We start from the raw sequence: 24155 nt of genomic DNA, 5'->3' as shown, positions 1-24155 counted from the left end.
GCTTTTTTGTTTATCGGCATTCATTGCGGTTATTCTAAAGTTCCTGCTCACTGTAAAGCAAGAAAGCACGACTAAATTGACCTTGTTGTAAGGTTTTTAGTAAAGATTGTGCTTGATTGTCGTCGGTAATTGGGCCGACTCTAAGCTTGTACAGGTTGTTTTCAAACGTGATGGGTGTACCTAACCCCAGTTCTTGTTTTAACTGACCTGCTAATAACTGTATGTTCTCAAGTTTACTGCCAGCAGCAACTTGTACATAGGTTAGCCTTGGAGACTCGCGCGATAGAGTAATGGCTTCGACCTTAACGCGCGCTGTACCCTGAAGGTGATAGCCTAGCTTATAGGCGGCAGCGTAAGATAGGTCGATTAATCTATCGTCGTGAAATGGACCTCGGTCGTTAATTCTAACAATAGCAGAGCGTCCATTGTCTAAGTTTGTTACTTTGGCAAAGCTAGGGAGTGGCAGCGTCTTATGTGCCGCTGTCATATCGAACATATTAAAAATTTCACCATTGGAGGTGTGGTAGCCATGGAATTTACGGCCGTACCACGAGGCAATGCCTTGTTGTTGATACCCATGTTCGTCCGAGATTGGTGTGTAACGTTTTCCAAGAACTGTGTAGGGGCGATTGGCACTCACGCTCTTTTTCTCGTTGGTGACAATGGCATCCTGCATTTCCAGTTCGGTAGGCTCGCGCAGTGGCGCTTTATCATGGCGAATATGATAGCGATTTCCACAAGCGCTGAGCACGCTTAACAGGGCAAATACTAAAACCAGTTTTGAAATTAGGGTAATACGAACTGTCATTATTTTAACAACATCCTCTTATCTGTTGCGATTGCCATAATAATGCCAAAACCGGCCATTAAGGTCACCATCGATGTGCCACCATAGCTAATTAGGGGCAGAGGTACACCGACTACTGGCAAGAGACCAGAAACCATTCCGATATTTACAAAGACATAGACGAAGAAGGTCAACGTCAGTGCTCCCGCAAGCAGCTTACTGAAAGCGTCTTGTGCCTGTACTGCGATATATAATCCGCGACCAATTATAAAAAGATACAAACTGAGTAATATGGTGACACCCAACAAGCCAAATTCTTCGCTCAGCACCGAGAAGATAAAGTCGGTATGGCGCTCGGGTAAAAACTCTAATTGAGATTGGGTGCCATGTAGCCAACCTTTGCCTTCCACGCCACCGGAGCCTATCGCAATTTTCGATTGGATTATATGGTAACCAGAGCCCAGCGGGTCGCTTTCTGGATCTAAAAAGGTCAGAACACGTTGCTTTTGATAGGCATGCATTCCGTAATGCCAAAACGCATAGCCGCCGGGAACCGCGAGTAACAAACCAGAGCCGATTAAACGCCAACTTAACCCAGCTAAAAAGAGCGCAAAAATACCAGAGCTGGCAATTAAAATTGAAGTACCCAAGTCGGGTTGCTCTTTGATCAGGATAGTTGGCACTAACACAATCACAAAGCCGATTGTTAAATTCAAAATACTAGGAGGTAAGTGAGAGCGGCCAATAAACCAAGCGACCGTCATGGGCACTGCAAGCTTCATTATTTCAGAAGGTTGAAAGCGGGTAACACCTAAGTCGAGCCAGCGCTGAGCCCCTTTACTACTGACTCCAAAAAACAGCACGGCGACGAGCATGCCAAGCCCCAAGAGGTAAACCGGAATTGCCACACGCTTAAGTGTATTGGGAGAAAACTGTGCCATAAATAGCATGGCGACTAGTGCACCAAACATTCGTGTGCCGTGGCGCATCATCATGCCCATATCTTGTCCACTAGCACTATACACAATTGCGAGACTACCAATCATCATAGTGATCAAGGCTGCAAATAACGGTAGGTCGATATGGACTTTTTCAAATAGCGAACGCGGCTTATTCAGCGGGCTCATTGCTGTTGCTCCTTCTCAAGCGGGTAGGCTGAAAAGTAATAATCCATCACTTGGCGTGCCATTGGCGCTGCGATAGCACTACCACCACCTTGGTTTTCTACAACCACAGTGATAACAATTTGAGGGTCATCAAAAGGTGCAAAACCCACGTAGATACCATTGTCTCTGTGTTTTTCTTTCAGCTTCTCGGCATTGTACCTTTCGCCTTGAGCAATACTGATAACTTGCGCGGTACCTGTTTTACCAGCGTGATCATAGGTCACGCCCTTAAATGCACTTTTCGCGGTACCTATTTTTACTGTGTTGTGCATGGCTTTTAACGCGATATCCCAGTGATAAGGATTTTTCAACACAACAGGCGGTTTTTCTTCCGTAAATAATTGTTCTACTTCAGTGTCTTGCTTAGAAATTTGTACTAAGTGAGGTTGGCGGTGTATGCCTTTATTGACCAAAATGCTCAGCGAGTTCGCTATTTGCATTGGAGTGGCAGTCCAGTAGCCTTGTCCTATCCCAACAGAAATCGTATCTCCCGGGTACCACGACTCTTTAAAACGTTCTCTTTTCCATTCAACGGATGGCAAAATGGCGGAGGTTTCTTCATGAATATCGATACCCGAAAGCTCACCAAAGCCAAACTGGTTCATAAAGTCGCTAATTTTAGTTATGCCGAGTTTATATGCAGCTTCATAAAAATAGGTGTCGCAAGACTGCTCAATAGCCTTATACACATCAACATGCTCATGGCCCCAAGGACGCCAGTCACGCCATTTATGTTTTACATTGGGAATTTGAAAAAAGCCGGGGTCCCAAATTTTGGTTGTTTCGGTGACAACACCTTCTTCCAGCGCAAGCACCGCGAGATGGGGTTTCACTGTGGAAGCAGGTGCATAACGGCCTTGAGTTGCACGATTGATAAGTGGTCTGTCTGGGTTGAGCAAGGCTCGGTAGTCTTTGCCGCTGATCCCGTGAACGAACAGATTCGGGTCGTAACTTGGGTTAGAATAGAGCGCTAAAATTCCACCATCGCGTGGATCCATAACGATGATCGCGCCTCGGGTGTCTTTTAGCACATGTTGGACGATTTGTTGCAAGCCGATATCGAGCGTTAGCACCAAGTCTTTACCTGGTTGTGGCGTTTCCATGCTTAATGTGCGAATGATACGGCCGCGATTATTCACCTCGACGCGGCGAGAGCCCACAATACCGTGTAGCTGTTCTTCATAAAACTTCTCGACACCGAGCTTACCGATATCATGGGTGGCACGATAGTTCGTGTCTTTGCCTGCTAGTTCTAAGTCAAAGAGTTCCTCTTTATTGAGCTTTGCGACATAGCCAAGGGCATGAGTGAGGGTATCGCCATAAGGATAATAACGGGACAATCGAGCTTCAACGCTAAAGCCGGGTAAGCGGTGTTGGTTAACCGAGAGGATCGCAACTTCTTCTTCATTCAGACGACCCTTTAGTACTTGGCTTTTGAAGCGGCGGTTATGCTTGATTTCCTTTTTGAAATCTTCTACTTCTTGCTCAGAAATTTCGATGAGTTGACGTACAGAAGCTAATGATGCTTCGAGATCTTCGACATCTTCAGGGATCACTTCAAGGTTGTAAACGGGGCGATTTTCGGCGAGCAACACACCATTGCGGTCGTAAATCAGACCACGGTTAGGGGCGACCGGAATGACTTTTATACGGTTATCGTTGGAGCGGGTGCGATAGGTCTCGTGCTCGGTTACCTGAAGCTTATAGACATTGTGAAACAAGATCCCAACAATAATAACGACAAAAACAAAGCCGACAAAGGCCCGTCTCGCAAAGAGGTTAGCCTCGGCAGAATGATCCCTAATCGTCGGCCGTTTTTTTATCATTATTATTCTCTGTGGTAAGGATGATTGTTATTTAAACTCCAGCCGCGATACAAGCTCTCGGCAACCACTATACGCACCAAAGGGTGGGGTAGAGTTAAGTTTGATAATGACCATTTTTGTTCAGCTGCAGCAATACATTCTGGTGCAAGCCCTTCAGGGCCGCCAATCAGTAAGCTAACATCGCGACCGTCCAACTGCCACTTTTCCATATTGCTCGCAAGTTGGTGTGTATCCCATGGCTTGCCAGTCACTTCTAAGGTTACGATCCGATTGCCTTTTGGAATAGCGGCTAAGGTTTTTTCACCTTCTTGTTGCAAAATGCGTTTAATATCTGCGTTTTTCCCCCGTTTGCCAGCGCTAATTTCAATTAACTCCAGTGGCATATCTTTGGGGAAGCGTCTTTGATATTCGGTGAAGCCAGTTTCAACCCACTTCGGCATTTTGGTACCTACTGCAATGAGTTGGATCTTCACATTAGCCCCACAGCTTTTCTAGGTCATAAAAATCACGGGTTTGGTCTTGCATTACGTGAACAACAACGTCACCCAAATCAACCAATACCCACTCACCAACGTCTTGACCTTCTTGGCCAATTGGTGTTTCTCCAGCATGACGTGCTTCTTTTGCGACATGATCGGCAATCGATTGTACATGGCGTTTTGAAGTGCCTGTACAGATCACTAAGTAATCGGTGATTGAAGAAGTTTCGCGAACGTCGAGCTTAACAATATCACGCGCTTTCATATCATCTACTTTGTCTAGCGCGAAATCTAATAACTGTTGTGAATCCAAGTTTTTGTCTCTGTATTTCAAATAATCGGCGATTTTAACATGCTTTATGGGGTTAATCAGCATACAAGCCATGGCTATTTATATAATCTATGACAGAAGCGGGCAGCCAATGTTCCAAATATTCTTTGTCATGCTGTGCAATTGCAGCTCTTATTGTACTCGATGCAATGTCTTTTTGCTCACCGTGAAGGAAATAGCAGTGTCCAGCATTGCTGGTTTGGAGCTTATTTAAGTTATTTGTGCGTGCTTTGACCAAGTAAGCCGAGACTTTAGCATCTGGTGAGCAATGTTCATTTGGGCGTTGATACACCACCAGATGACACAACTTTGTGATTTCTTGCCATTGATACCAAGTGTGCAGGCTATTAAACGAGTCCATACCCATTAAAAATAAAATCGGTTGGTCCTGATATTCGTTACGTAGCTCTTGCAGTGTTAGCAGGCTGTAAGAGGGTCCTTGTCGGTCAAGCTCACGTCTATCAATAACCAGTTTTTGTTGCCCTGATAACAAATTAGCAAGCATCGCTAGGCGATGCTCGTCACTGATGCTGGGCTTTTGTTTATGAACCGGTATGGCACAAGGTAAAAATTTTAACTCAGCCAGACTTAGCTCGTCGACGCAGCGCATCGCCATATTTAAATGGCCCAAATGCGGAGGATCGAAAGTACCACCAAACAAAGCAATCATACATGCTCACTCTGGCTAATTGGTAACGGCATTGCTATAGGTGTAGCAAAGGCCAGTGCGATGTGTGCTAGAGCTTGATATGGCGCAGTGAGTCTTGCTTCTTTATATGCGGTATCAAAGTCTGCCATCATACAGAGCAACTGTTTCATCTGCTCTAGCGTTAATCTGTCTAACGCTTGCTGCGTGATGGTTTGCTGATTTTTCCAGACATTATGCTTTTTATAGGCATCCGCAAGCGTAGTGCCGGTTTGCCACAAGGTTTTAACACCTAGCAGGGTGCGTGCTTGGTTTTGCAAGGTCCAGAGAATACTCGCGGGCTCTACATTATCACTGGCGAGCTTATTCAATACTTTGATGATTTGTTTAGGGTTGCCACTTAGCAATCCGGTATTTAAATCAAAGATATCGAACTTAGATTGATTTAATAAGCCGCTCAGCAATTGCTGTTCATCAACCGGGTTTTTACCAAATAGTAAGGAAAGTTTTTCGAGCTCCTGATGCGTTGCAAGCAAGTTGCCTTCTGTGGCGACGAGCAGGGCACGCTTGCCTTGTGGTGACATAGACAGCTTCAGCCGCTTACATTCATCATCAAACCAGCGTTCAAGATGACGGCCCGTTAATGCATAGCAAGGGACAAACAGGCCTTTAGGCTCTAATGCTTTGAACCAAGCGGTGCGTTGAATGTCTTGACCTGCGCCCAGCCCTTTAAAAATAACAACGACATCTGGATTGACCTGTTCGGCCAAAGACTTTAAAACCGTAACACCTTGGGTAGGAACTTTTTGCTCGTTAAAGTCGAACTCGATGAGCGTACGTGCACTGAACAAAGACATGCTGTTGTACTGCGCACTGAGCTCTTGCCAGTCAAATCCCGGAAGTAGAGCAAATTTAATGACTTCGTCAAAACCTTGCTGCTTGGCTGCGGTTCGTATGGCAAGTGCACATTCGCCTTGCTGAAAGGGTTCTTCACCAAAGACCAGATAAAAAGGGGCAAGCCCTTTACTTAGGTAATTGGAGAGTTGATTGGCATAACAGCGCATTACAGTTGCGACAACTCTCGAATAATACGTTGGCTTGCAAGACGGCGCATCTCGGTTAGGATCAGCTCAAGCTCTTTTGCCTTTGCTAGCGCATTGTCTGGGTCGTCCTGATAGTTACGATACAGCTCGAACATTTGTTTAACGGGTTCTTGGCCCGGACGACTCAATCGGTACGACACGCGATACGCCAGTTCATACTGAGCAACCTGACCATTTTTGAACAAACTGAGTGTTTGACGTTCAAGTGAGTCATTGTACAAGTACAACTCAGCAGCCTGTTTGGTATTTTTTGGTGTAAGGGATACCTGAGCGCGCTGAAGATCGGACTGTAGCTGTTCAAACAAGGCTGAGCGCTTGTCGTCACCGCTTAAGGTGATTTCTTTTAGATCGTCAGGAAGGTAAGAGGCTTGCTTGAGGTGAAAACCGCAGCTCGCCACGAAGAAGCAAGCTAGCAAAACTGCTAGCTTGCTGGTGTGCCAAAATAGGCTACGCATCTTAGTTTGCAACCACATTAAGTAGCTTACCAGGAACATAGATCACCTTACGGATGGTCTTGCCGTCAGTAAACTTAGTGACGTTTTCTTCGCTAAATGCAATCGCTTCAACTTGTTCTTGCGTTGCATCTGCCGCCACGGTGATTTTAGAGCGCAGCTTGCCGTTGACTTGTACAACGATAAGCTTTTCATCTTCAACTAGTGCGCTTTGGTCGACAATAGGCCATGCCGCATCCAAGATATCACCAGCCTTGCCAAGCTCAGCCCATAGCTCGTGACACATGTGCGGTGTGATAGGCGCAAGCATGATCACCATAGCTTCTAGTGCTTCGTTGGCTAGTGCAATGTCCTGCTCATCGCTCAGTGGCGCTTTGATAAGCTTATTTGAAAGCTCCATCACCGCCGCAATTGCCGTGTTGAACGTTTGGCGACGTTCGATATCGTCTGTCACCTTTGCAATGGCTTTGTGGATGTCGCGACGTAGCGTCTTTTGCGCTGCATTTAGTTTGCTTAAATCAAGCTCGGCAGTACCTGCTTGCTTTACGTCAACCGCGTATTTCCAAATACGACGAAGGAAACGGTGCGCACCTTCAACGCCTGAGTCAGACCATTCAAGCGTTTGTTCTGGTGGAGCCGTAAACATCATGAATAAGCGAACTGTGTCAGCGCCGTATTGCTTAATAACCGTTTGCGGGTCAATACCATTGTTCTTCGACTTAGACATTTTGCTCATGCCTGCAGAGAATACCGGCTCGCCGTCTTCTTTATGCCACGCTTTAGTGATGCGGCCTTTGTCGTCAGTCTCAGTTAATACGTCAGTTGGTGCGATCCAAATGTCGCCGCCTTTCTCGTCTTTGCGGTAGTAAGTGTCCGCAAGTACCATGCCTTGACATAGTAGACGCTCAAATGGCTCATCAGAATTCACTAAACCGAAATCACGCAGCAACTTGTGGAAGAAGCGCGAGTACAACAAGTGCAAGATAGCGTGCTCAATACCACCAATATATTGGTTTACTGGTAGCCAGTAGTTTGCAGCACCTGGTTCAAGCATACCTTCATCGTAGCGTGGGCTACAGTAACGTGCATAGTACCAAGATGATTCCATAAAGGTGTCGAATGTATCGGTTTCGTGGAATACCGCTTCACCGTTTATTGTTGCTTTTGCCCACTCAGGATCTGCTTTAATCGGTGAAGTTACCCCATTCATGACTACGTCTTCAGGTAGACGAACAGGAAGCATGTCTTCAGGTGCCGCAAGCTCAGAACCATCTTCTTTGTTCAACATTGGGATTGGCGAACCCCAGTAACGCTGGCGGCTCACACCCCAATCGCGAAGACGGAAGTTTACTTTACGTTTACCCACGCCAAGTGCTTCTAGTTTAGTCGCGATGGCGTTAAATGCGCCTTCAAAGTCTAGGCCATCGAACTCGCCAGAGTTGATAAGCGTGCCTTTTTCGGTAAACGCTGCTTCGGCCAGATTGGCTTCTACTTCTGCGCCGGCTAGAGGCTGAATAACTTGTTTGATCTCAAGACCATAAGCGGTTGCAAACTCATAATCACGTTGGTCGTGACCCGGTACTGCCATCACGGCACCTGAGCCGTAATCCATCAGTACAAAGTTAGCTACCCAAATTGGCACTTCTTGCCCTGTGAGTGGGTGGATAGCCGTAAAGCCAGTTGCGATACCTTTTTTCTCCATTGTTGCCATATCCGCTTCGGCAACTTTGGTGTTCTTGCACTCTTCAACAAAACGAGAGATCGCATCGCTGTTTTTCGCCGCTTCTTGAGCGATTGGGTGACCTGCCGCAACTGCCACATAAGTCACGCCCATAAAGGTATCAGGACGGGTGGTGTATACGGTGAAGCTTTCGTCGTTGTCGGCACGTTTAAAGTCGATTTCAACGCCTTCTGAGCGACCAATCCAGTTACGCTGCATGGTTTTAACTTGCTCAGGCCAGTGGTCAAGCTTGTCTAAGTCATCCAGTAACTCTTGTGCATAATCGGTGATCTTAATAAACCATTGTGGAATTTCTTTTTGCTCGACAATGGCACCAGAGCGCCAACCTCGGCCGTCAATAACTTGCTCATTTGCAAGTACCGTTTGGTCAACTGGATCCCAGTTTACCGTTGACATCTTTTTGTATACTAAGCCTTTTTCGTAAAGCTTAGTGAAGAACCACTGTTCCCACTTATAATATTCAGGGTGACAAGTCGCGATTTCACGATCCCAGTCGTAACCAAAACCAAGTAATTTAAGCTGGTTGCGCATGTAGTCGATATTTTCGTAGGTCCATTTCGCCGGTGCGGTATTATTTTTAATTGCCGCGTTTTCAGCTGGAAGACCAAACGCATCCCAACCCATAGGTTGCATAACGTTTTTGCCTTGTAGGCGTTGGAAACGAGAAACCACATCACCAATGGTGTAGTTACGTACGTGACCCATGTGGAGGCGACCACTTGGATATGGGAACATTGAGAGACAGTAGTACTTCTCTTTACTTTCGTCTTCGACAACTTTGAAGGTATTGTTTTCTTCCCAGTACGACTGTACTTTGGCTTCGATATCTTGCGGGTTATATTGCTCTTGCATCTAGGTTTCCAAACATCTGGCAAAATTAATAGAAAATTGCTCGATAGCATACCCGAAATTGGCCAGCAATCACAGCACCTAAAGTGGAATTATTTTAGTCGATTGCCACGGACTAAAGGTGGTGTCGAAGTGGAGATAAACGACGCGAAGACCAGCAGCGGTAAAAGGGGAAATTTTGTGCTGTTGCAAGTAAGAGTTATTATCACTTACTATTGCTAAATATCGAAAGAAGTTTGAGAATTCCCTTGATAAAATTGTGGTTACGCCGTGCTCACCTAGTAATGGCGCTAGTATCTGGTGCGTTTATTATTTGCTTAAGCTTAACTGGGGCACTGCTTATATATGCCAAAGATATTCAATATCTTACTCAGCCTCAGTTGTGGCGAGTTGAGCCACAGTCTGAGCCTCTTGGGGTAGAGCAAATAGTCACCTCAGTTGAATCTACAACCGCTGAAAAAGTTTCACTGTTTATGCCTGAGCAGCAACCGGATTTGGCATGGCAACTGAAGTTGTCTAGCGGTGATTATGTTAGCGTTAACCCCTACAGTGGCAAGATCCTTCATCGCTACCAGTATTACTCTACGCTATACGGTTTTACGATGGCGCTACACCGTTGGCTGTTGTTTGAAGATGCTGACAACAAAAAGCCGCTTAGAGACTGGGTATCTATTTGTGCACTTGTACTCATTATTGAGTTAGTGTTGGGCTTTTATCTTTGGGTAAAGCCTAAAAATCGCTTGAAACGGCTAGTGATAAAACCAAAAGCTAAGCTAAGGATCCTGCTTTATCAGTTACACACCGTATTGGGGGTATATTTGCTTTTACCTATACTGCTCATTGCCTTCAGTGGTATGGCGTTTAACTGGCAGCCGCAAACTAAGGCTGTGGTTGAGTGGTTGAGCTTTGACGAGGTCGAAGCAAGACCAAAACCGCCCACTATTGCGGTTAATTTTCACGGCTTACCCTATGATTTAAATAGCGCTACAACACGCGCGAAATCTATCTTCCCAGACAGTCAGCTGTTCCGTATCTATATGCCTGACAAAGCGTCCGACAGCATCGCTTACAGAGTTCAAAACCCAGGCGAAAGTCATGCCTACAGCTGGGTTTGGGTAAATCCTTATAACAGTGAGGTGGTAGCGCAATATGATGCGTCACAAGCGGGGATCGCTACGCAAGTTTGGAACTTTAAGTACAAGTTTCATATTGGTGATTTTGCTGGTCCCATCGTGCAATTTGTTTGGTTAATACTTGCCTTAGCTCCGACCTTTCTCACGATATCCGGCCTGTATTTTTGGCTACAACGTCATCGCAAGAAGAGGTAATTAACTTCACTCTAAGTTACTGTTATGTAGATATAATTGCAAAAAGTGGCGTAGAGTAGAATAATTTTTTAGTAAAGGGTAATGCAAATTATTCACATTTGCCTTGTTTTTACTGAGGTTTGCCAATATTATATTGCCGCTTTTTACATCATTATTATTCTAAATCCAGCAAGGATAACCATGTTAAAAACTACTCTCAGTATGGTAGCGTTGGCTGTTAGCGCAGCAGCCATTGCAGACGATACCAATGTTAAAGATCTTCAAGCAGCAGATATGGAGCATATCGTGGTCTCGGGCAGTCGTGTGTTTGAAAGCATTGATGAAGTGCCTGCCTCCATTACGATAATTAATCAAAAACAAATTGAAGATCATTTAAAAGTAAATCCAGAACTACAAAGTTTGTTATCTCAAATCGTTCCTGGTCTTGCTCCGGATACGGGTAGTTCAAGTAATACAGGGCAATCATTGCGTGGACGTGCGCCTCTGGTGATGATTGACGGTGTACCTCAGTCTACGCCACTGCGAAATGGTTCTTTGGGTGTAAAAACACTCGATCCAAGTGCCATCGCGCGCATAGAAGTGATCAAAGGGGCAACCTCAATTTATGGTAATGGTGCTTCAGGTGGGATCATTAACTACATCACTAAGCAGGCCAAAAGCGATGGCAAACCAGAAGGTGAAATTAGCCTATCTAGCCGCTTTAGCGCAGTAAAGCTTGCAGAGAGTGCTGGTGCTCGAATTGCGGGCGCGATTAATGGCCGCGTTGACCAATTTAGTTATTTAGTCACGGCAAGTTATGAAGAAAATGGTGTTCAGCGTGATGCTGAAGGCGATATTCTGGGTTTACAGTATGGTCTGTCGGATACTGTGACAGAAAACTACTTTACTAAGCTTGGCTATGACTTTGATGAAGACAAGCAACTGCAATTTAGCTATAACTTCTACAGTTCACAGCAAAAAACGGACCTAGGTGATGTGTTTGGCAACATCAATTTAGGTGAAAAATCTTACGCTATTCACGTGCCACCAGCTCAGCAGAAACAAGGTAAGCCACAAGGGCCAGAAGGTAATGAAAACATTACGTTGAAATACACCGATATAGAAGTTTTTGCTAATACACAAATGACGCTTGATGCGTATATGCAAGACATTGAGAACGTGTTCTTCTTCTCTCCAAGCTTAGCAAACCCTGATGAAGGATACACTGGCGGTCAATCTATTATCCGTTCTGAAAAAAAGGGCGCGCGTGCGACATTTAATACCTTGGTTGATTTTGACAATGTCCAAGCTACCTTCATTTATGGTATTGATGCGTTGAATGATGTGACCTCACAGCCACTTGTTGATGGTCGTATTTGGGTGCCAGAAATGGACATGGAAAGCATAGCAGGTTACCTACAGACCAAGTGGATTGTTGCCGATGACCTAGTGTTAAAAGCGGGAGTGAGACAAGAAAGTATTGATCTTGCGGTAGCTGATTACCAAACACTAAAACTTTGCCGTTCAGCGGACCAGTGCTCTGTGCCACTTAACGTGAAAGGCGACACCATTGACTATGACGCCACAACGTACAATGTGGGTATTAAATATAACGCAAATGAAAAGTTTAGCCCATTCGCCAGTTACTCGCAGGGCTCTGATATCTCGGATATTGGCCGTCTGCTGCGCAGTGCAACGGTAGAAGACATTGGTCAAATTCAAACAGAAGCATCGATTGTTGATAACTACGAAATCGGCTTTAACTCTCAATTTGAGACGTTACGATTTGAATTTGCGGCATATAGAAGTACGTCTGAGTTTGGTACAACGAATAAATTCAATGAAGTAACTGGAGTTTATGAGCCTGTTCGAGCACCACAAAAAATATGGGGTTATGAGGCACTTGTCGATTACAAAATCAACGACACGCTAAAGCTCATTGCCACATATAGCTATGTAGAGGGTAAAGATACTGAAGCCGATACTTATCTTGGCTCTAGACAAATTAGTCCACCAAAGCTTACGGCAAACCTAAACTGGCAGCCAGTTGATGCGTTATCGATGACATTAAGCTGGTTACATGTCGGCGACCGTAAACGTTTCGAGCGGAACGATAAAGGCAACTATGTTGGAGATCAGGGTCCAATTGACAGCTATAATGTGGTTAACTTTAGTGGTCAATATCAATTCGACCAAAGTTGGCAAGCGTTTGTTGGTATTGAGAACCTATTTAACTCAGACTACTTCCCAGCTCGCGCACAAGCCTATACGTACGGTGGCTATAACATTAAAGGCCTTGGTACAACAGCAACCGTTGGCGTGAAGTATCGTTTTTAAGCTAATAGCAATGACTTTTGGCTTCATAATCTGAAGCCAAATGGGTTTGCTGAGCACCAAGTTCAGCAAACCCTAATACAATGAATGGTATATCTGGTCTACACTTAATCTATTGGCTAAACAGGAGTGTAGCAATGGCGGATTATCAAAAATGGCTGGATCAATTTTCCGATTGGCTCAAAGACGTCAAAGAACATGAAATTGACGATTTATCTAAGCGATTCTGGGAAGCGCAGAGCGCACTGAAAGACTACACCAAACAAACCTATGATGATTATAGTTACTATCTAAAACGTGACTTGGAACATCTTCTCGAAAACAAATCCTTCTATGATGAAGCGGCTTGGAGTGAGCTCAAAGCCAATATCTTATTTGAAATATCCCAATTAGAAGATAGAACTCAACTTGAGTGGTCCGCACTTTTAAAAGATTTTGAACACCAAGGCATTTATAAAGAAGGTGAATGGATAGCTTTGGGACAATTAGTGTGTAAGAATTGTGGCTATAAATTAGATGTTTATTATGCCATCAAGATCCCAGCTTGCAGCGAGTGCGGGCATGGGGAATATACTAGAAAAGCATTAGCGCCCTAAAGTGTGGGCGCTCAGCTTGGAAGCACCAAGCTGAGTAGACTAACGTATGCGAATAATACAAAGAAGTTAGAATGACCAAATCTAAATTGTCGTCTGAAAAAGCACTGCCTGCGAGCCAGCTCGCGCCATCAGTTTCGTTGACTCACATAGAAAATTGTATCCAAAACCCTTACCCAGAAGCGCTGCCATTTATTGGCCAGCAGCGCGCTCAGACCGCGCTAGACTTTGCCTTGGGAATGGAGCTTCCCGGTTATAATGTGTATGTCATGGGAGAAGCGGCGCTGGGTCGTTTTACCATGGTAAAAGACAAGCTTGAGGCCCATAGTAAAACTAAGCCAACGCCTAAAGAATGGCTGTACGTCAACAACTACGACGACCACCGCGAGCCTATCGCGTTATTTATGCAGGCGGGTGAAAGTAAGCAGCTTGAGGCCGATATTGACGCCTTTATTGATGAGATCTTAGATACTTTTCCTGCAGCTTTTGACAACCCGGGTTATCAACGCAAGAAAAAATCGCTAGATAAAGAATTCGAACAAAAATACGATGCTGCGATCACCGCTGTTGAGCAACAAGCTATGAATATGAGTGTTGCACTGATAGAAGATACGGGGACAGTTGGCTTTGCTCCTGTGGTCGATGGTAAGCAGCTCAGTGATACGGAGTTTTCGGCTCTGGACGAGCATGTTCAGGCACACTTTTTAACCGCAATAGAAACATTAGAAGATGCCCTAATCGAATCACTTATTGAGCTGCCAAGATGGAAGCGTGAATCTTCTGAGCGCTTACGTAATCTTAAAAAAACTACCATCGAAGTGGCGACCAAACCGCTATTAAAAGCACTTGAGCATAAGTATGCCGCACACATTGGCGTGCTGCGTTATCTTAAAGATCTGAAGGTTGAAATTGTCGATGCGGTATTAGATTGGCTAGACGACGATAGTAGCAACAGCGACGAAAACAAAGATGACTTTGACTCAAAGGGAATGCTCACGGACTTTTTTGCGCCCAATATTCTGGTTGAGTTTAAAGAGGACGACCCTGCACCTGTGGTATATGAGCCAAACCCGACCTTTGGTAATATTTTTGGTAAGGTGGAATATGCAACCTCTCAAGGTAATTTGATCACCAGCTATCGCTCTATTCAAGCCGGTGCATTGCACCGCGCCAATGGCGGCTATCTGATCATGGATGCGGAAAAGGTCATGGCTAACGCGCAAGTGTGGGATGGTCTTAAACTGTCGCTAAAAACTCACCAAATTAAAAATGACCTACCGTATCAAGACAATTCGGTGGGCAGCAGCTTTACCTTAAAGCCGCAGTTAATTCCGTTGGATGTCAAAATTATTCTTTTGGGGTCGCGAGACCTGTATTACACCATTGGTGAATACGATGAAGAGTTTGCAGAGCTATTTAGAGTGCTGGCCGATTTTGATTACTATTTACCAAGCTCGGACAAAATGCAGTACCAATTTATCACCAAGGTGATGGAATACTGTAATGATACCTTGAAGATTGAGCTTAGCTCAGCGGCGCTGGCACGTATGCTTAAATTTAGCTATCGCCAAGCGGAGCATCACAGCAAGCTTTCGGCGCGCTTTGCTGATGTTTTAGAGTTGGTAGCAGAAGCCAGTTTTTATGCCAAGCAAGATGGCGTAAACCAAATTGCTGCTAATCACATCGATGAAGCGATAGCTGGAAAAGAATATCGAACAGGACAGTTAAGTGAAAACATGCTCAGCGATATTCAAGAAGGGCATACCTTGATTGCAACTGAAGGCACCGCAATTGGTAAGGTAAACGGCCTGACCGTACTGCATATTGGTGACACTGCATTTGGTACGCCTGCGCGTATTACCTCTACGGTATACGCGGGTGCTGACGGGGTGATTGACGTTGAACGTGAGGTAGATTTAGGTAAGTCAATTCACTCAAAAGGCGTGATGCTGCTTACGGGTTACCTAGGTAACAAGTATGCGCAAGACTTTAGCCTGACGCTTAGCGCAAATATCGCCATTGAACAAAATTATGGTTTTATTGACGGTGATAGCGCATCACTTGCAGAACTTTGTGCGCTGCTATCGGCGGTGACGCAACTCCCCGTGGATCAATCATTAGCGCTCACCGGCTCAATTAACCAACACGGTGAAGTACAAGCCATTGGTGGTGTAAACGAAAAAATCGAAGGTTTCTTTAAACTCTGCAAAATGCGAGGCCTCACAGGTAAGCAAGGGGTGATCGTCCCTGAATCTAACAAGGTCAACTTAGTGTTAGATGATGAAGTGATTGCAGCTGTTGAAAAAGGCTTATTCCATGTCTATGCCGTTGCCACAGTAGATGAAGCGCTTAGCTTGTTAATGGATAGACCAGCAGGAGAGCTCGGTGACGAAGGCTATCCCGAAAACAGTATCAATGCAGTAGCAATGGCGAAGCTTGAGCGTATTGCAAAAGTAGTAAACGGCGATGATGACAAAGGAGAAGAAAACCATGACGACAACTAATATTATCCTCGTTATTGTTGCGCTGGTGATTGCGATGGTGTTTTTTCGAGGTGGTCAGAAACAAAAACAGCTTGCGCAGTTTAATAGAATTCAAGCGGCTGACTTTTTGAAAGAAAACGAAAAGCGCACAGAGGTTCATAAAACTGACTCAGGTCTTCAGTACGAAATAATCACTCAAACTGACGGTGGCAAACAGCCAAATGCAACGAGCAAAGTTAAAGTGCATTATCATGGCACTTTACTTGATGGCTCCGTATTCGACAGTTCGGTACTGCGTGACCAACCCATCAGCTTTGGACTTAATCAAGTGATCCCAGGTTGGACCGAAGGCGTGCAGTTGATGAGCGAAGGGGATAAATACCGCTTTTGGATTGGTCCGGACTTAGGCTATGGTGACCGCGCAGCAGGTAAAATCGAACCGGGTTCGTTATTAGTGTTTGAAGTTGAGCTGCTCGCGGTAGAGTGATGTTCTCAAAGCGATGAGGCTCTAGCAGCTATCTTTATTTGCCCAAGCGTGATTAACCATCGCTACAATTGTTAAAGTGGGCTGCTAGAGAGGAATGATGTTATTTAAGCTCAGGTTATTTATACCAGTTGTATTAAGTAAATGATCTATCTTGAAGCGGGGAAATAGCTTTAGTAGCAAGGCAAAAATTTTGCTATTTAGTTGTTCTAAATGAGAAATTTTTAACGAAGCTAATATGCTATTTCACCCTTCAAATTGATTAGAGAATTAATTCAATTGGTATTAGAACCATCCTGTGCTGATTTTGTGACAAGGACGTCACAGAGAACATTTTTGAAGATGTGTATGCCAGCAGCTAATGCTCCGAAAATGAGTAGGTTTGGAGTTAGTGGGTCATCTTCCAATAAGTAGTTATTCAATAATGCTATTAGTAACATCATGATGACTACGAAAATAAGTGGTTTCACACTATGTTTATCAATACTTTTCTTAATCTCTGCTTCTGTCATCGTTCCCTCTTAGGTTGTAGCTTTAACTATTTAAAATAGTTGGAGAATTAATGGATTGGTATTACTGCTCACTTGTTTCTTCTATCTGAGTAGCGACTAAGTAGCATATTGGCGACTTGTTGCTTTACAGCCCGTTTGTCATTAGGGTCAACGCCAAAACGTTCCGCCAGTAGTGCGATTTCTTCATCGGTTAGATTGAAGGATAAGCGTTGCCGAGTTTTCTTCGATTTAACTTCTAAATCAAGGATCTTTCTGATCATATCGGATGGCGTTAGCTCTTCGTCTATCGCCTGTTTTTTAATACTTTTTTGTACTTCCGTGGTTAAATCGAAGGCCATTTGTGTGGCCCTCAATGCCACTTCTTGACGTTTCCACTTGTCTTCTCTTGTGGTCACGAGTTAGCTCCAGGAAATAGGTCGACAATATCGCTCAGTGGGCGACACATGGTTAGTGACACGTCAGTTTCCCCTCCATCCCAGATCTCGATATTGATAGCGAACTTTTCGTCAGGACTAAGTAGCTCGATAACTTCACATACTTCGCCACTTTCATCTTGATAGCGTGGCAAGGCGCGACCGCGATAATCGCTATCGTAAAAATAGCAAACGTAGGGCGCTTCACTTTGTTGATAGCTTTTACCTAAAAATCGCTCGAAAATCTCCGGAGTAGCGTGGGTGTCGATGTGGGTCAGTGCTTCTTCATCGAAAATACGCGCAAATTCATCAAGCGTAAAAATAGCATCGACGTCTTCTCTTTGGATTTTGATAGAGAAATTCGCGTATTCCTCACCGTCACTTTGTTCAATTTGCAAAAAAGTAATGTTACCTGAATCACTTTCGAGAACAAATTCATATGCAGCGCTGCGTTCAAATTGGTAAGTTTGTACGCCAACCACTTTGAGGGTTTGTCCCTTGAGCCAGCTAGGGTAAGCGAACGAATCGATGATGGTGAGCATGTCTCCAACTTGCAGATCTTTTGCATGAGTAAGTTGTCGCTCAGGAGTTTTTTTTGATTTAAAAAAGCCAAACATAATGCACCTACATAATCAAAAAGGGTAAAAAGGAGGCGAGGCCTCCTTTTTCTATTCGGCAAATATTAGTTGCTTTGTTTCGCTCTAATACGTTCAAGAATATCATTACTCTTTTGCGTAGAGCCAATTCCAGCTTCTGCCATTTTGGCTTTTAGATCTGCACCCGTTGCAGCAGCTTCAAGCTCTTTTGCCGCAGCCAGTTGATCTTGCCTATCTTGCTGGCGTTGCTTGATACGCTCAAGCGACTGACGTGCATTTACCATAGATGACGCATTGGTATTTAGCGTACTGTTTACTGCCATGGTTGCTTTTTGAACGCTGTCTGTGGTTTTTACCATTGTCAGCTGGCGTTGGTTTTCTTTAATCGTTTTTTCAGCTTCTTTGATCTGCTGTTTTAACAGGATCACATGTTTACTAAAGCCGTCTAGCACTTGCTGATGCTCTGCGCGCTCAACTTCAAATTCACCGATTTTCTCTGCGATTTCTACCGCTAAAGCTTCGTTACCTTTTTCGAGCGCTTGTCCAGCATAGTTTTCATGTTCGATAATGCTTTCGTCAAGTGCAGCTAATTTGCGTTTTGTCTGCATCTCTTTCGCCATTACTTCTGTTAAGCTCTTTTTGGCTTTAGCTAATGCGTTTTGTGCGTCAGCAATTTCTTGCTCAAAAATACGAATGCCATTTGCATCAACAATTGACTCACCAACTTCTCTAGCGCCACCACGAACAGCAGTAAATAATTTCTTTAAAATACTCATTTCACAACTCCAATATTATTCATTCAAATACACAGTCACTGCATCTAATGCTTCGATTGCATTGTCCGCGAGGGTGACCAGTTCGTGCGTGATCTCATCAATTGAGGAGGAAACGGCTAGAGCACCAAATATCGCATATTGCTCATCAATTTTAGCAAACGCACTCAGCGGGATCGGCACATTCAGTTTTAATAGTGCTTCATTTAACTCGTTTAGCAACTCAGGCTTTACCTCATTCTCTTTAAATAGGTAACTAATGCATACAAGTTGTTCTTCAGTCTGAGTCACAAAAATTGGTAATTCGTCATTTCCGTCAACAATCACTTGCAATACATCTTGCTCGCCTTCATTGGCGATTAAGAAAGATTCGAAGTTAGCACCTTCTGTTTCAAATGATGCTAATTTGATTGATAGTTCATTTAATTCCATCTTCATTTACCTTTTTTGTTTTGACATATTATGTCTGAGTTAAGAGTTGCACGTAAGACATAATATGTCAATGGCCGTGCGCTAATTTTTATACAACTCATCTTCTGTTTGCCATGCTTGGCGATAATAATCGTATAGTCTCCCTGTTCCTAACTGGTTGACTTCAATATCTTTTGCTCCATCAAAAAAGCGATTTGGGAAGGCGAAAGTCGCGAGTAAATACTCTTTGTTTATCCAGTTACTTGGGACTGGTATAGACTCGACTGCCCGGATCCTAGCACTTGCTGGTTGTCCTGTTCTCGTTGCGATTGTCCATCCCCACTGGCCAAATGAGGGAATATTCTGTTGGTATTGCTCAACATGCGTAAACCCGGCATGTTTTACCGTTTTGGCTATACTAATAAACGCTTTTTTGGCGTGATAGGGAGACGTTGACTGAATAGCGAGTGCACCATCGGGTGCCAGTAATTGACGCACATGATTATAAAAGTAGTCGCTATATAGCTTATTCAAATCAGGGTGATTAGGGTCGGGTAAGTCGATAATGATAGTGTCAAATTGCCTACCTTGGTCAAGCATTTTTTCTACTTCTAAAAATGCATCTGCAACGATAACCGTTGCTCTTGGGTCATTTAAGGCGTCGCCATTTAAATGAGTTAATTGACTGGTGATATGTGGTCTAGCAGGGTAAGGCTGCCCTTGTAGTCCAAATAATGAAAGTAGTTGTCCATCCAAATCAATTAAGGTTGCATTTTCGACAGGCCACTCCAGTACATCTCGAAGTGCTAGACCATCTCCGCCGCCAATGATTAATACCTTTTTACGACGGTTGGATGCCAGCATCGCAGGATAAACGAGCATAGTGTGATAGATCTGTTCATCCACAGATGAAAACTGTAATCGACCATTTAAGAATAAATCGTTAATTGGCATCGGTTGTGCGCGGCTCAATCGCTCAGTGATGACAACATGTTGATACTTCGTTGACTCTGAATAGATCACCTTGTCTTTGTATAGCACATTGCTGAGGTCTTTCATCCAAAGAGAGCCATGGCTCAGGATGACAAAAAAGATACCAAGTAGAACAAAGTGGCAAGCAAACAGCAGCTTAGCGAAGCGGACATGAGCATGGTAACGCCATAGGAAGATAAGTCCTGCAATGATATTAAATAGCGCAGTCCACGCGGCTGCTTGCATTATTGGCAGCGCAAGCATAATCGTGACCCAAATGGCAGCACCAACACCAGCACCGATATAATCTGCACCGTAAATGGTACCTGCGTTATTTTCAAGGAAGCGGCCATACACTTGTTGACGGATCCTAGCGATCAGCGGAATTTCCATGCCAATTAAAATGCCTAGAATGAGGCCGAAAACATAAGGTAAAAATCGGGCAAATGCTTGTAATTGCGCAAATGGCATGCCATCTAAGACACTATCGGGAGGCAGGCTGTAAAGGCTAGAAAGTGTATGGGGCAGGGTATAGGTAAGTGCAATAACACTGGCGATCACCAAAATACTGCTCATGCCGAGTAGCGCGATTAGGCTTTCAAGCCATGCAAACGCGGTAAAAGGATCTTTGAACCAGCGTGCTAAAAATGCGCCAATGCCCATGGCCACGATCATAGTGCCAATCATGGCATAAATCGCGCTTTCTACAGAGCCTAAAACGCGACCAGCATAATGAGAGAGTAAATATTCGTAGATTAGGCCGCAACCGGCCAAAATAGCCATGACGCCAATAAGTAAGGTGTCGTGACCGAACAACGACCAGTTGCCGGTCACTCTTGCTGAAGTTTGTGGTGCAGATGCGCTCAAGGGTTATGCACCTAACAAACTAGCCATAGTCGTACCAATCGCAAAAGAAAGCGCGGCTGAGATTGCAGCAACACCAACATTCTTTTGTCTGTTCACTTCATCGGAAATATCTTTACCCGCAAGAATAATTTTTATCATGACGAGATGTAAGACGATGAAAAGCACAATGCTACCCAGTGCCGCAATACTCCAGTACAGTAGGCTTGAGTTAATGTTGTCCGCTACATACGGCGCTAAACCGGACGCTGCAGTCAGTGCTAGTGCTGAGCCGATTAAAAAGCCCGCGTAGCGGATCCCGACAGCGATATTGTTATCTTTGATTGCTTGCTGTAAACAGTCGCCACTTTTGTTAGTGCGCTTAAATAGTTGTACTCGGTATTGGCTCACAAGCAACATACAAATATTACCAATAATGAAGGCAGCAACCACAATCGGTAAACCGTACCAGCCCTCTGTGAGTACCCAAAGCAAAGCTGAGCGGATCACAATAGCAACGCTCACCACATGGCCAAAATCAATCAGTGCTGAGGTGACATTACCTTTAACGATTTCGTCATGAAGGTTCACCTTGCGTAGCGCGACTTTGTCTTGGAAAAAGTGGCCGAGTTTGATAAGAATGATACCAACGATACCATAGCCCGCCATTTGTAGCGCTTCTTGAGCCAAAGAACTGGCAAAAGCACCACTTGAAATACCTGAAATTACGATGGCCAAACCTGCTAAACCACCAGCAAAACTGAGGCCAAATGCAAAGTTGTCTTTTTCTGTGATTTCATCGTTTGCGTGAAGGTTAGATACCCAACCTTTGATGTATTTTAAGCTAACAAACAACGCGACGATCACCGCCATATCTATTAGCAATGCTTGAAAAGTCCAAGCTGTTAATCCGTTAAATTGGTACATGTGTTAACTCCGCTATATATGCGCTATTTGCCCCGGCTTACGCCACGGGAGGTTCTACTTGAGCTATTGCGAACTGAGCCGTAGCTTGAGGTTCGAGAGTAGCTGCTTCGAGTTACTGCTGATGGGGTATTGCTACTTCGACTTAACCCTGACGCGCCAGACTTTTTCTTGGCATAGGGACTGGTAAACTGTTTGCCTTGGCGTTGATACGATTGTTGAGTACGCTTGGCGAGTTCAGTTTGGCGTTTGTAGCTTTTATAACTGGTGTATCTATGACGACCATAGTCACTGTAGTAACTGTATTTACGGTGTTTACTCCAGCGACCATATTCAACATCACCAACAATATCGCCAAGCATGCGATACATGCCGTACCACATCCAAAAGCTAGTGCCGTTTGAGTTGGTCTGCCATTCGCCATAGTTGGCATTACCAACAAGCTGATTGCCGACACCGGTCTGACCGTTTGCCGTTTGTTCCGCTTGCTGACTGATTGCGCCAACTCGCGCTAGCTTTCCATCTGACATATCGGCTAAAACATTGATTGGATCTGTCAGCGCATCATTGAACAAACTGATTGAAGCGGCTTCTTTTAACAAGAGCGCTTGGTTGATAATATCATCGCTGTTCATACTTGGAGCGGGGGACTTGAGGGACTGATAACGAGTCAATAAACTCTGATATAAGGTTCCACTGCTTGTTGCGTCTTGGGAAATAATTTGCGCAATTTCACTGAGCTGAGGTTTTTGCTGACCAAGTACTTTGCCATACTCAGTCAAAAGGTTGGCATTTCTCACCTGCTTTTTATCAAGGGCGGATCCCAGCGTATTTATCGCTGTTGAAGCTTCTTGAAGTGTATGTGTAATGGTTTGCTGGATACGTTCTTCTTTCGATTCGCAGCCCAGCATTAGGCTCAAAACACACAGTAGGCTAACCAGTTTCCAAATTTTAAAGTTGGACATTCATTGTCACCTAATCTACCTTGACCATTCGTTTTAATGTGCTGTTTTATTGAGTTTAAGTCAACTCAAACGTGCCGTGATTGGCATGTTAAAGGGGCTTAAATTGTAACAATAAATCAGTCTAGAAAGTTATTACCTATACACCTTAACATTTGTATTAACATAAACCATAGCGTTAGGTGGACTGGGATAATAATAGAGTTTGTTCATATAGAAGTTGCATTCGTATGAATGCAACGATCACCAAAGCATCAATATAAATCTATCAATACTATAAGGTTAATATACCTTAGCAATTCGCCTCTAGAATGTCATAGATAGCATCTTCTAGGTCTTCTAAATCTGCTTCATCTATCAACAATCTGGCTTTTGATTCATCAAGGTCTAGCGCCTCCGCAAAGAAGCCTTTAAAGCCTCGCGCTTTGCGATCAATCTCAAAGATGATTTCGAGTTGCTCACCACGATTAAAGAAAACCACTTCTACCTCATCAAAGCGACCATGGAAGTCACCTGTGATCGTTTTAAACTCTAGCTCTTGTACGAATGGCAGGCGTGAGAATGATACTTCATCAATACCTTCACAGTCTGATTCATAAAGTTTAAAGCCAAGCGCTTCCATCGCATCGATGGCGGCTTGTTGTAGCTCGGTAGGTACGATATGTAAATAGTCTCTATCTGACTTGTCGAGCGCCATATCAATATCAAGGTTGGTAGCAATCCAAGTTTTGGATTGTCCTACAGTAAGCGGGGTTTCTTCAGCGAGGTCAAGCGCGAATGGAATGTGCTTTTCATCACCGGGTTCGATAGTAAATCGTTCGTTGATTTGAAATTTAGCAAGGGTGTGGTTTTTAGTGATGGTCGTTGTTTCACCTTCACTGTCTTCTCTTTCAACTGTGTAGTTGCACATTACGTTAAGATCTATTTTGTTGATCTCTTGAGCAACTTTGCCACCGATGATTTTAACCGTTCCAGAAATTTCTTCGCCAGGGGAGGCGTGATGGGTTTCTAAGATGGTATCTACTTTTGCTGCACCGATACCGACTGCGCCAAGGGCTTTTTTGAAAAAAGACATAGTCATCCTTATATATCTTGTGACCTTCCATCATGGAAAGCGCTGCCGTGTCGATTATAGGAATTATTATCAATTCGTCAATTGCTTTTCTCC

General features: G+C 44.2%; 23 protein-coding genes. 5 read left to right on the top strand and 18 right to left on the bottom strand.

Annotation, left to right across the window (positions count from 1 at the left end):
• Nucleotides 1-34: 34 nt before the first annotated feature.
• From CTT31_RS13525 to leuS, 9 genes are read right to left on the bottom strand one after another with little or no spacing between them, the layout of a single operon-like run.
• Nucleotides 35-808: a septal ring lytic transglycosylase RlpA family protein gene (locus CTT31_RS13525; RefSeq protein ID WP_211858320.1), complete on the bottom strand. Its 774-nt coding sequence runs from the start codon at nt 806-808 to the stop codon at nt 35-37.
• Complete coding sequence (gene rodA, locus CTT31_RS13520) at nt 808-1914, bottom strand: rod shape-determining protein RodA (protein ID WP_017216356.1); 1107 nt, start codon at nt 1912-1914, stop codon at nt 808-810. Before rodA ends, CTT31_RS13525 begins: the two co-directional genes overlap by 1 nt.
• Complete coding sequence (gene mrdA, locus CTT31_RS13515) at nt 1911-3779, bottom strand: penicillin-binding protein 2 (RefSeq protein ID WP_039493678.1); 1869 nt, start codon at nt 3777-3779, stop codon at nt 1911-1913. Before mrdA ends, rodA begins: the two co-directional genes overlap by 4 nt.
• 2 nt (nt 3780-3781) lie before the next feature.
• Entirely contained in the window at nt 3782-4252 is a 471-nt protein-coding gene (gene rlmH / locus CTT31_RS13510) for a 23S rRNA (pseudouridine(1915)-N(3))-methyltransferase RlmH (protein ID WP_010372039.1), read from the bottom strand.
• Between the two features lies 1 nt (nt 4253).
• A complete protein-coding gene (gene rsfS, locus CTT31_RS13505; RefSeq protein WP_010372036.1) occupies nt 4254-4571 on the bottom strand; it encodes a ribosome silencing factor in 318 nt (105 codons plus the stop codon).
• 52 nt (nt 4572-4623) lie between these two features.
• A complete protein-coding gene (nadD, locus tag CTT31_RS13500) occupies nt 4624-5259 on the bottom strand; it encodes a nicotinate-nucleotide adenylyltransferase (protein WP_211858318.1) in 636 nt (211 codons plus the stop codon).
• Entirely contained in the window at nt 5256-6299 is a 1044-nt protein-coding gene (gene holA / locus CTT31_RS13495) for a DNA polymerase III subunit delta (protein WP_211858316.1), read from the bottom strand. Before holA ends, nadD begins: the two co-directional genes overlap by 4 nt.
• Complete coding sequence (locus CTT31_RS13490) at nt 6299-6811, bottom strand: LPS-assembly lipoprotein LptE (RefSeq protein WP_010606155.1); 513 nt, start codon at nt 6809-6811, stop codon at nt 6299-6301. Before CTT31_RS13490 ends, holA begins: the two co-directional genes overlap by 1 nt.
• On the bottom strand, nt 6795-9383 hold the full coding sequence (gene leuS, locus CTT31_RS13485) for a leucine--tRNA ligase (protein ID WP_211858314.1): 2589 nt from the start codon (nt 9381-9383) through the stop codon (nt 6795-6797). Before leuS ends, CTT31_RS13490 begins: the two co-directional genes overlap by 17 nt.
• A gap of 248 nt (nt 9384-9631) precedes the next feature.
• On the opposite strand from leuS, the gene CTT31_RS13480 reads away from it, so the two are divergent.
• The 5 genes from CTT31_RS13480 (at nt 9632) to CTT31_RS13460 (ending at nt 16584) form a co-directional block, all read left to right on the top strand.
• Entirely contained in the window at nt 9632-10708 is a 1077-nt protein-coding gene (locus CTT31_RS13480) for a PepSY-associated TM helix domain-containing protein (RefSeq protein WP_211860068.1), read from the top strand.
• A 180-nt stretch (nt 10709-10888) separates the two neighbouring features.
• A complete protein-coding gene (locus CTT31_RS13475) occupies nt 10889-13024 on the top strand; it encodes a TonB-dependent receptor (protein ID WP_211858312.1) in 2136 nt (711 codons plus the stop codon).
• Nucleotides 13025-13158: 134 nt separating this feature from the next.
• Nucleotides 13159-13617, top strand: coding sequence for a zinc ribbon-containing protein (locus tag CTT31_RS13470; protein ID WP_017216346.1), 459 nt, complete (start codon nt 13159-13161; stop codon nt 13615-13617).
• A 71-nt stretch (nt 13618-13688) separates the two neighbouring features.
• Complete coding sequence (locus tag CTT31_RS13465; RefSeq protein WP_211858310.1) at nt 13689-16118, top strand: Lon protease family protein; 2430 nt, start codon at nt 13689-13691, stop codon at nt 16116-16118.
• The gene (locus tag CTT31_RS13460; protein WP_211858308.1) at nt 16105-16584 is read left to right on the top strand and encodes an FKBP-type peptidyl-prolyl cis-trans isomerase; all 480 of its coding nucleotides are present in this window, start codon (nt 16105-16107) and stop codon (nt 16582-16584) included. The genes CTT31_RS13465 and CTT31_RS13460 overlap by 14 nt, the downstream gene beginning before the upstream one ends.
• A 272-nt stretch (nt 16585-16856) precedes the next feature.
• Here the strand turns inward: CTT31_RS13460 and CTT31_RS13455 are convergent, their stop codons facing one another.
• From CTT31_RS13455 to CTT31_RS13415, 9 genes are all read right to left on the bottom strand, one after another.
• Nucleotides 16857-17093 carry a hypothetical protein gene (locus CTT31_RS13455; protein ID WP_260491432.1) on the bottom strand — a complete coding sequence of 79 codons (237 nt, stop codon included), beginning with the start codon at nt 17091-17093 and terminating at the stop codon, nt 16857-16859.
• A 68-nt stretch (nt 17094-17161) separates the two neighbouring features.
• Nucleotides 17162-17431, bottom strand: coding sequence for a hypothetical protein (locus CTT31_RS13450; RefSeq protein ID WP_370649644.1), 270 nt, complete (start codon nt 17429-17431; stop codon nt 17162-17164).
• A gap of 53 nt (nt 17432-17484) precedes the next feature.
• Nucleotides 17485-18123, bottom strand: a complete 639-nt coding sequence (locus CTT31_RS13445; RefSeq protein WP_010606163.1) for a DUF4178 domain-containing protein — start codon at nt 18121-18123, stop codon at nt 17485-17487.
• Between the two features lie 65 nt (nt 18124-18188).
• Nucleotides 18189-18878 (bottom strand): PspA/IM30 family protein, encoded by a 690-nt coding sequence (locus CTT31_RS13440; RefSeq protein WP_010371996.1) that lies wholly within the window; start codon nt 18876-18878, stop codon nt 18189-18191.
• 15 nt (nt 18879-18893) lie between these two features.
• On the bottom strand, nt 18894-19307 hold the full coding sequence (locus CTT31_RS13435) for a DUF2170 family protein (protein ID WP_010371994.1): 414 nt from the start codon (nt 19305-19307) through the stop codon (nt 18894-18896).
• Nucleotides 19308-19388: 81 nt separating this feature from the next.
• Nucleotides 19389-21041, bottom strand: a complete 1653-nt coding sequence (locus CTT31_RS13430) for a polyamine aminopropyltransferase (protein WP_370649643.1) — start codon at nt 21039-21041, stop codon at nt 19389-19391.
• 87 nt (nt 21042-21128) lie between these two features.
• Nucleotides 21129-22028 carry a DUF350 domain-containing protein gene (locus tag CTT31_RS13425; RefSeq protein WP_039493655.1) on the bottom strand — a complete coding sequence of 300 codons (900 nt, stop codon included), beginning with the start codon at nt 22026-22028 and terminating at the stop codon, nt 21129-21131.
• Between the two features lie 23 nt (nt 22029-22051).
• Nucleotides 22052-22990: a CHAD domain-containing protein gene (locus CTT31_RS13420; RefSeq protein WP_260491429.1), complete on the bottom strand. Its 939-nt coding sequence runs from the start codon at nt 22988-22990 to the stop codon at nt 22052-22054.
• A gap of 289 nt (nt 22991-23279) precedes the next feature.
• Nucleotides 23280-24062 carry a sporulation protein gene (locus CTT31_RS13415; RefSeq protein ID WP_130125896.1) on the bottom strand — a complete coding sequence of 261 codons (783 nt, stop codon included), beginning with the start codon at nt 24060-24062 and terminating at the stop codon, nt 23280-23282.
• Between the last annotated feature and the right edge of the window lie 93 nt (nt 24063-24155).

The organism is Pseudoalteromonas maricaloris (genome assembly GCF_024746855.1).
GTDB lineage: Bacteria > Pseudomonadota > Gammaproteobacteria > Enterobacterales > Alteromonadaceae > Pseudoalteromonas > Pseudoalteromonas maricaloris.
Note: the sequence above shows the minus strand (reverse complement) of the source record. Positions and strands in the feature narration are given on the sequence as shown.

Excerpts from the sequence above, each read along its gene's own strand:
- CTT31_RS13445 (WP_010606163.1), bottom strand. The coding sequence starts at position 18,123 with ATGTTTGGCTTTTTTAAATCAAAAAAAACTCCTGAGCGACAACTTACT.
- CTT31_RS13475 (WP_211858312.1), top strand. The coding sequence starts at position 10,889 with ATGTTAAAAACTACTCTCAGTATGGTAGCGTTGGCTGTTAGCGCAGCA.
- CTT31_RS13425 (WP_039493655.1), bottom strand. The coding sequence starts at position 22,028 with ATGTACCAATTTAACGGATTAACAGCTTGGACTTTTCAAGCATTGCTA.
- holA (WP_211858316.1), bottom strand. The coding sequence starts at position 6,299 with ATGCGCTGTTATGCCAATCAACTCTCCAATTACCTAAGTAAAGGGCTT.
- CTT31_RS13460 (WP_211858308.1), top strand. The coding sequence starts at position 16,105 with ATGACGACAACTAATATTATCCTCGTTATTGTTGCGCTGGTGATTGCG.
- CTT31_RS13415 (WP_130125896.1), bottom strand. The coding sequence starts at position 24,062 with ATGTCTTTTTTCAAAAAAGCCCTTGGCGCAGTCGGTATCGGTGCAGCA.
- CTT31_RS13435 (WP_010371994.1), bottom strand. The coding sequence starts at position 19,307 with ATGGAATTAAATGAACTATCAATCAAATTAGCATCATTTGAAACAGAA.
- mrdA (WP_039493678.1), bottom strand. The coding sequence starts at position 3,779 with ATGATAAAAAAACGGCCGACGATTAGGGATCATTCTGCCGAGGCTAAC.
- nadD (WP_211858318.1), bottom strand. The coding sequence starts at position 5,259 with ATGATTGCTTTGTTTGGTGGTACTTTCGATCCTCCGCATTTGGGCCAT.
- CTT31_RS13450 (WP_370649644.1), bottom strand. The coding sequence starts at position 17,431 with ATGGCCTTCGATTTAACCACGGAAGTACAAAAAAGTATTAAAAAACAG.
- CTT31_RS13430 (WP_370649643.1), bottom strand. The coding sequence starts at position 21,041 with ATGGCTATTTTGGCCGGTTGCGGCCTAATCTACGAATATTTACTCTCT.
- rodA (WP_017216356.1), bottom strand. The coding sequence starts at position 1,914 with ATGAGCCCGCTGAATAAGCCGCGTTCGCTATTTGAAAAAGTCCATATC.
- CTT31_RS13490 (WP_010606155.1), bottom strand. The coding sequence starts at position 6,811 with ATGTGGTTGCAAACTAAGATGCGTAGCCTATTTTGGCACACCAGCAAG.
- CTT31_RS13525 (WP_211858320.1), bottom strand. The coding sequence starts at position 808 with ATGACAGTTCGTATTACCCTAATTTCAAAACTGGTTTTAGTATTTGCC.
- leuS (WP_211858314.1), bottom strand. The coding sequence starts at position 9,383 with ATGCAAGAGCAATATAACCCGCAAGATATCGAAGCCAAAGTACAGTCG.
- CTT31_RS13420 (WP_260491429.1), bottom strand. The coding sequence starts at position 22,990 with ATGTCCAACTTTAAAATTTGGAAACTGGTTAGCCTACTGTGTGTTTTG.
- CTT31_RS13470 (WP_017216346.1), top strand. The coding sequence starts at position 13,159 with ATGGCGGATTATCAAAAATGGCTGGATCAATTTTCCGATTGGCTCAAA.
- CTT31_RS13440 (WP_010371996.1), bottom strand. The coding sequence starts at position 18,878 with ATGAGTATTTTAAAGAAATTATTTACTGCTGTTCGTGGTGGCGCTAGA.
- CTT31_RS13455 (WP_260491432.1), bottom strand. The coding sequence starts at position 17,093 with ATGACAGAAGCAGAGATTAAGAAAAGTATTGATAAACATAGTGTGAAA.
- CTT31_RS13465 (WP_211858310.1), top strand. The coding sequence starts at position 13,689 with ATGACCAAATCTAAATTGTCGTCTGAAAAAGCACTGCCTGCGAGCCAG.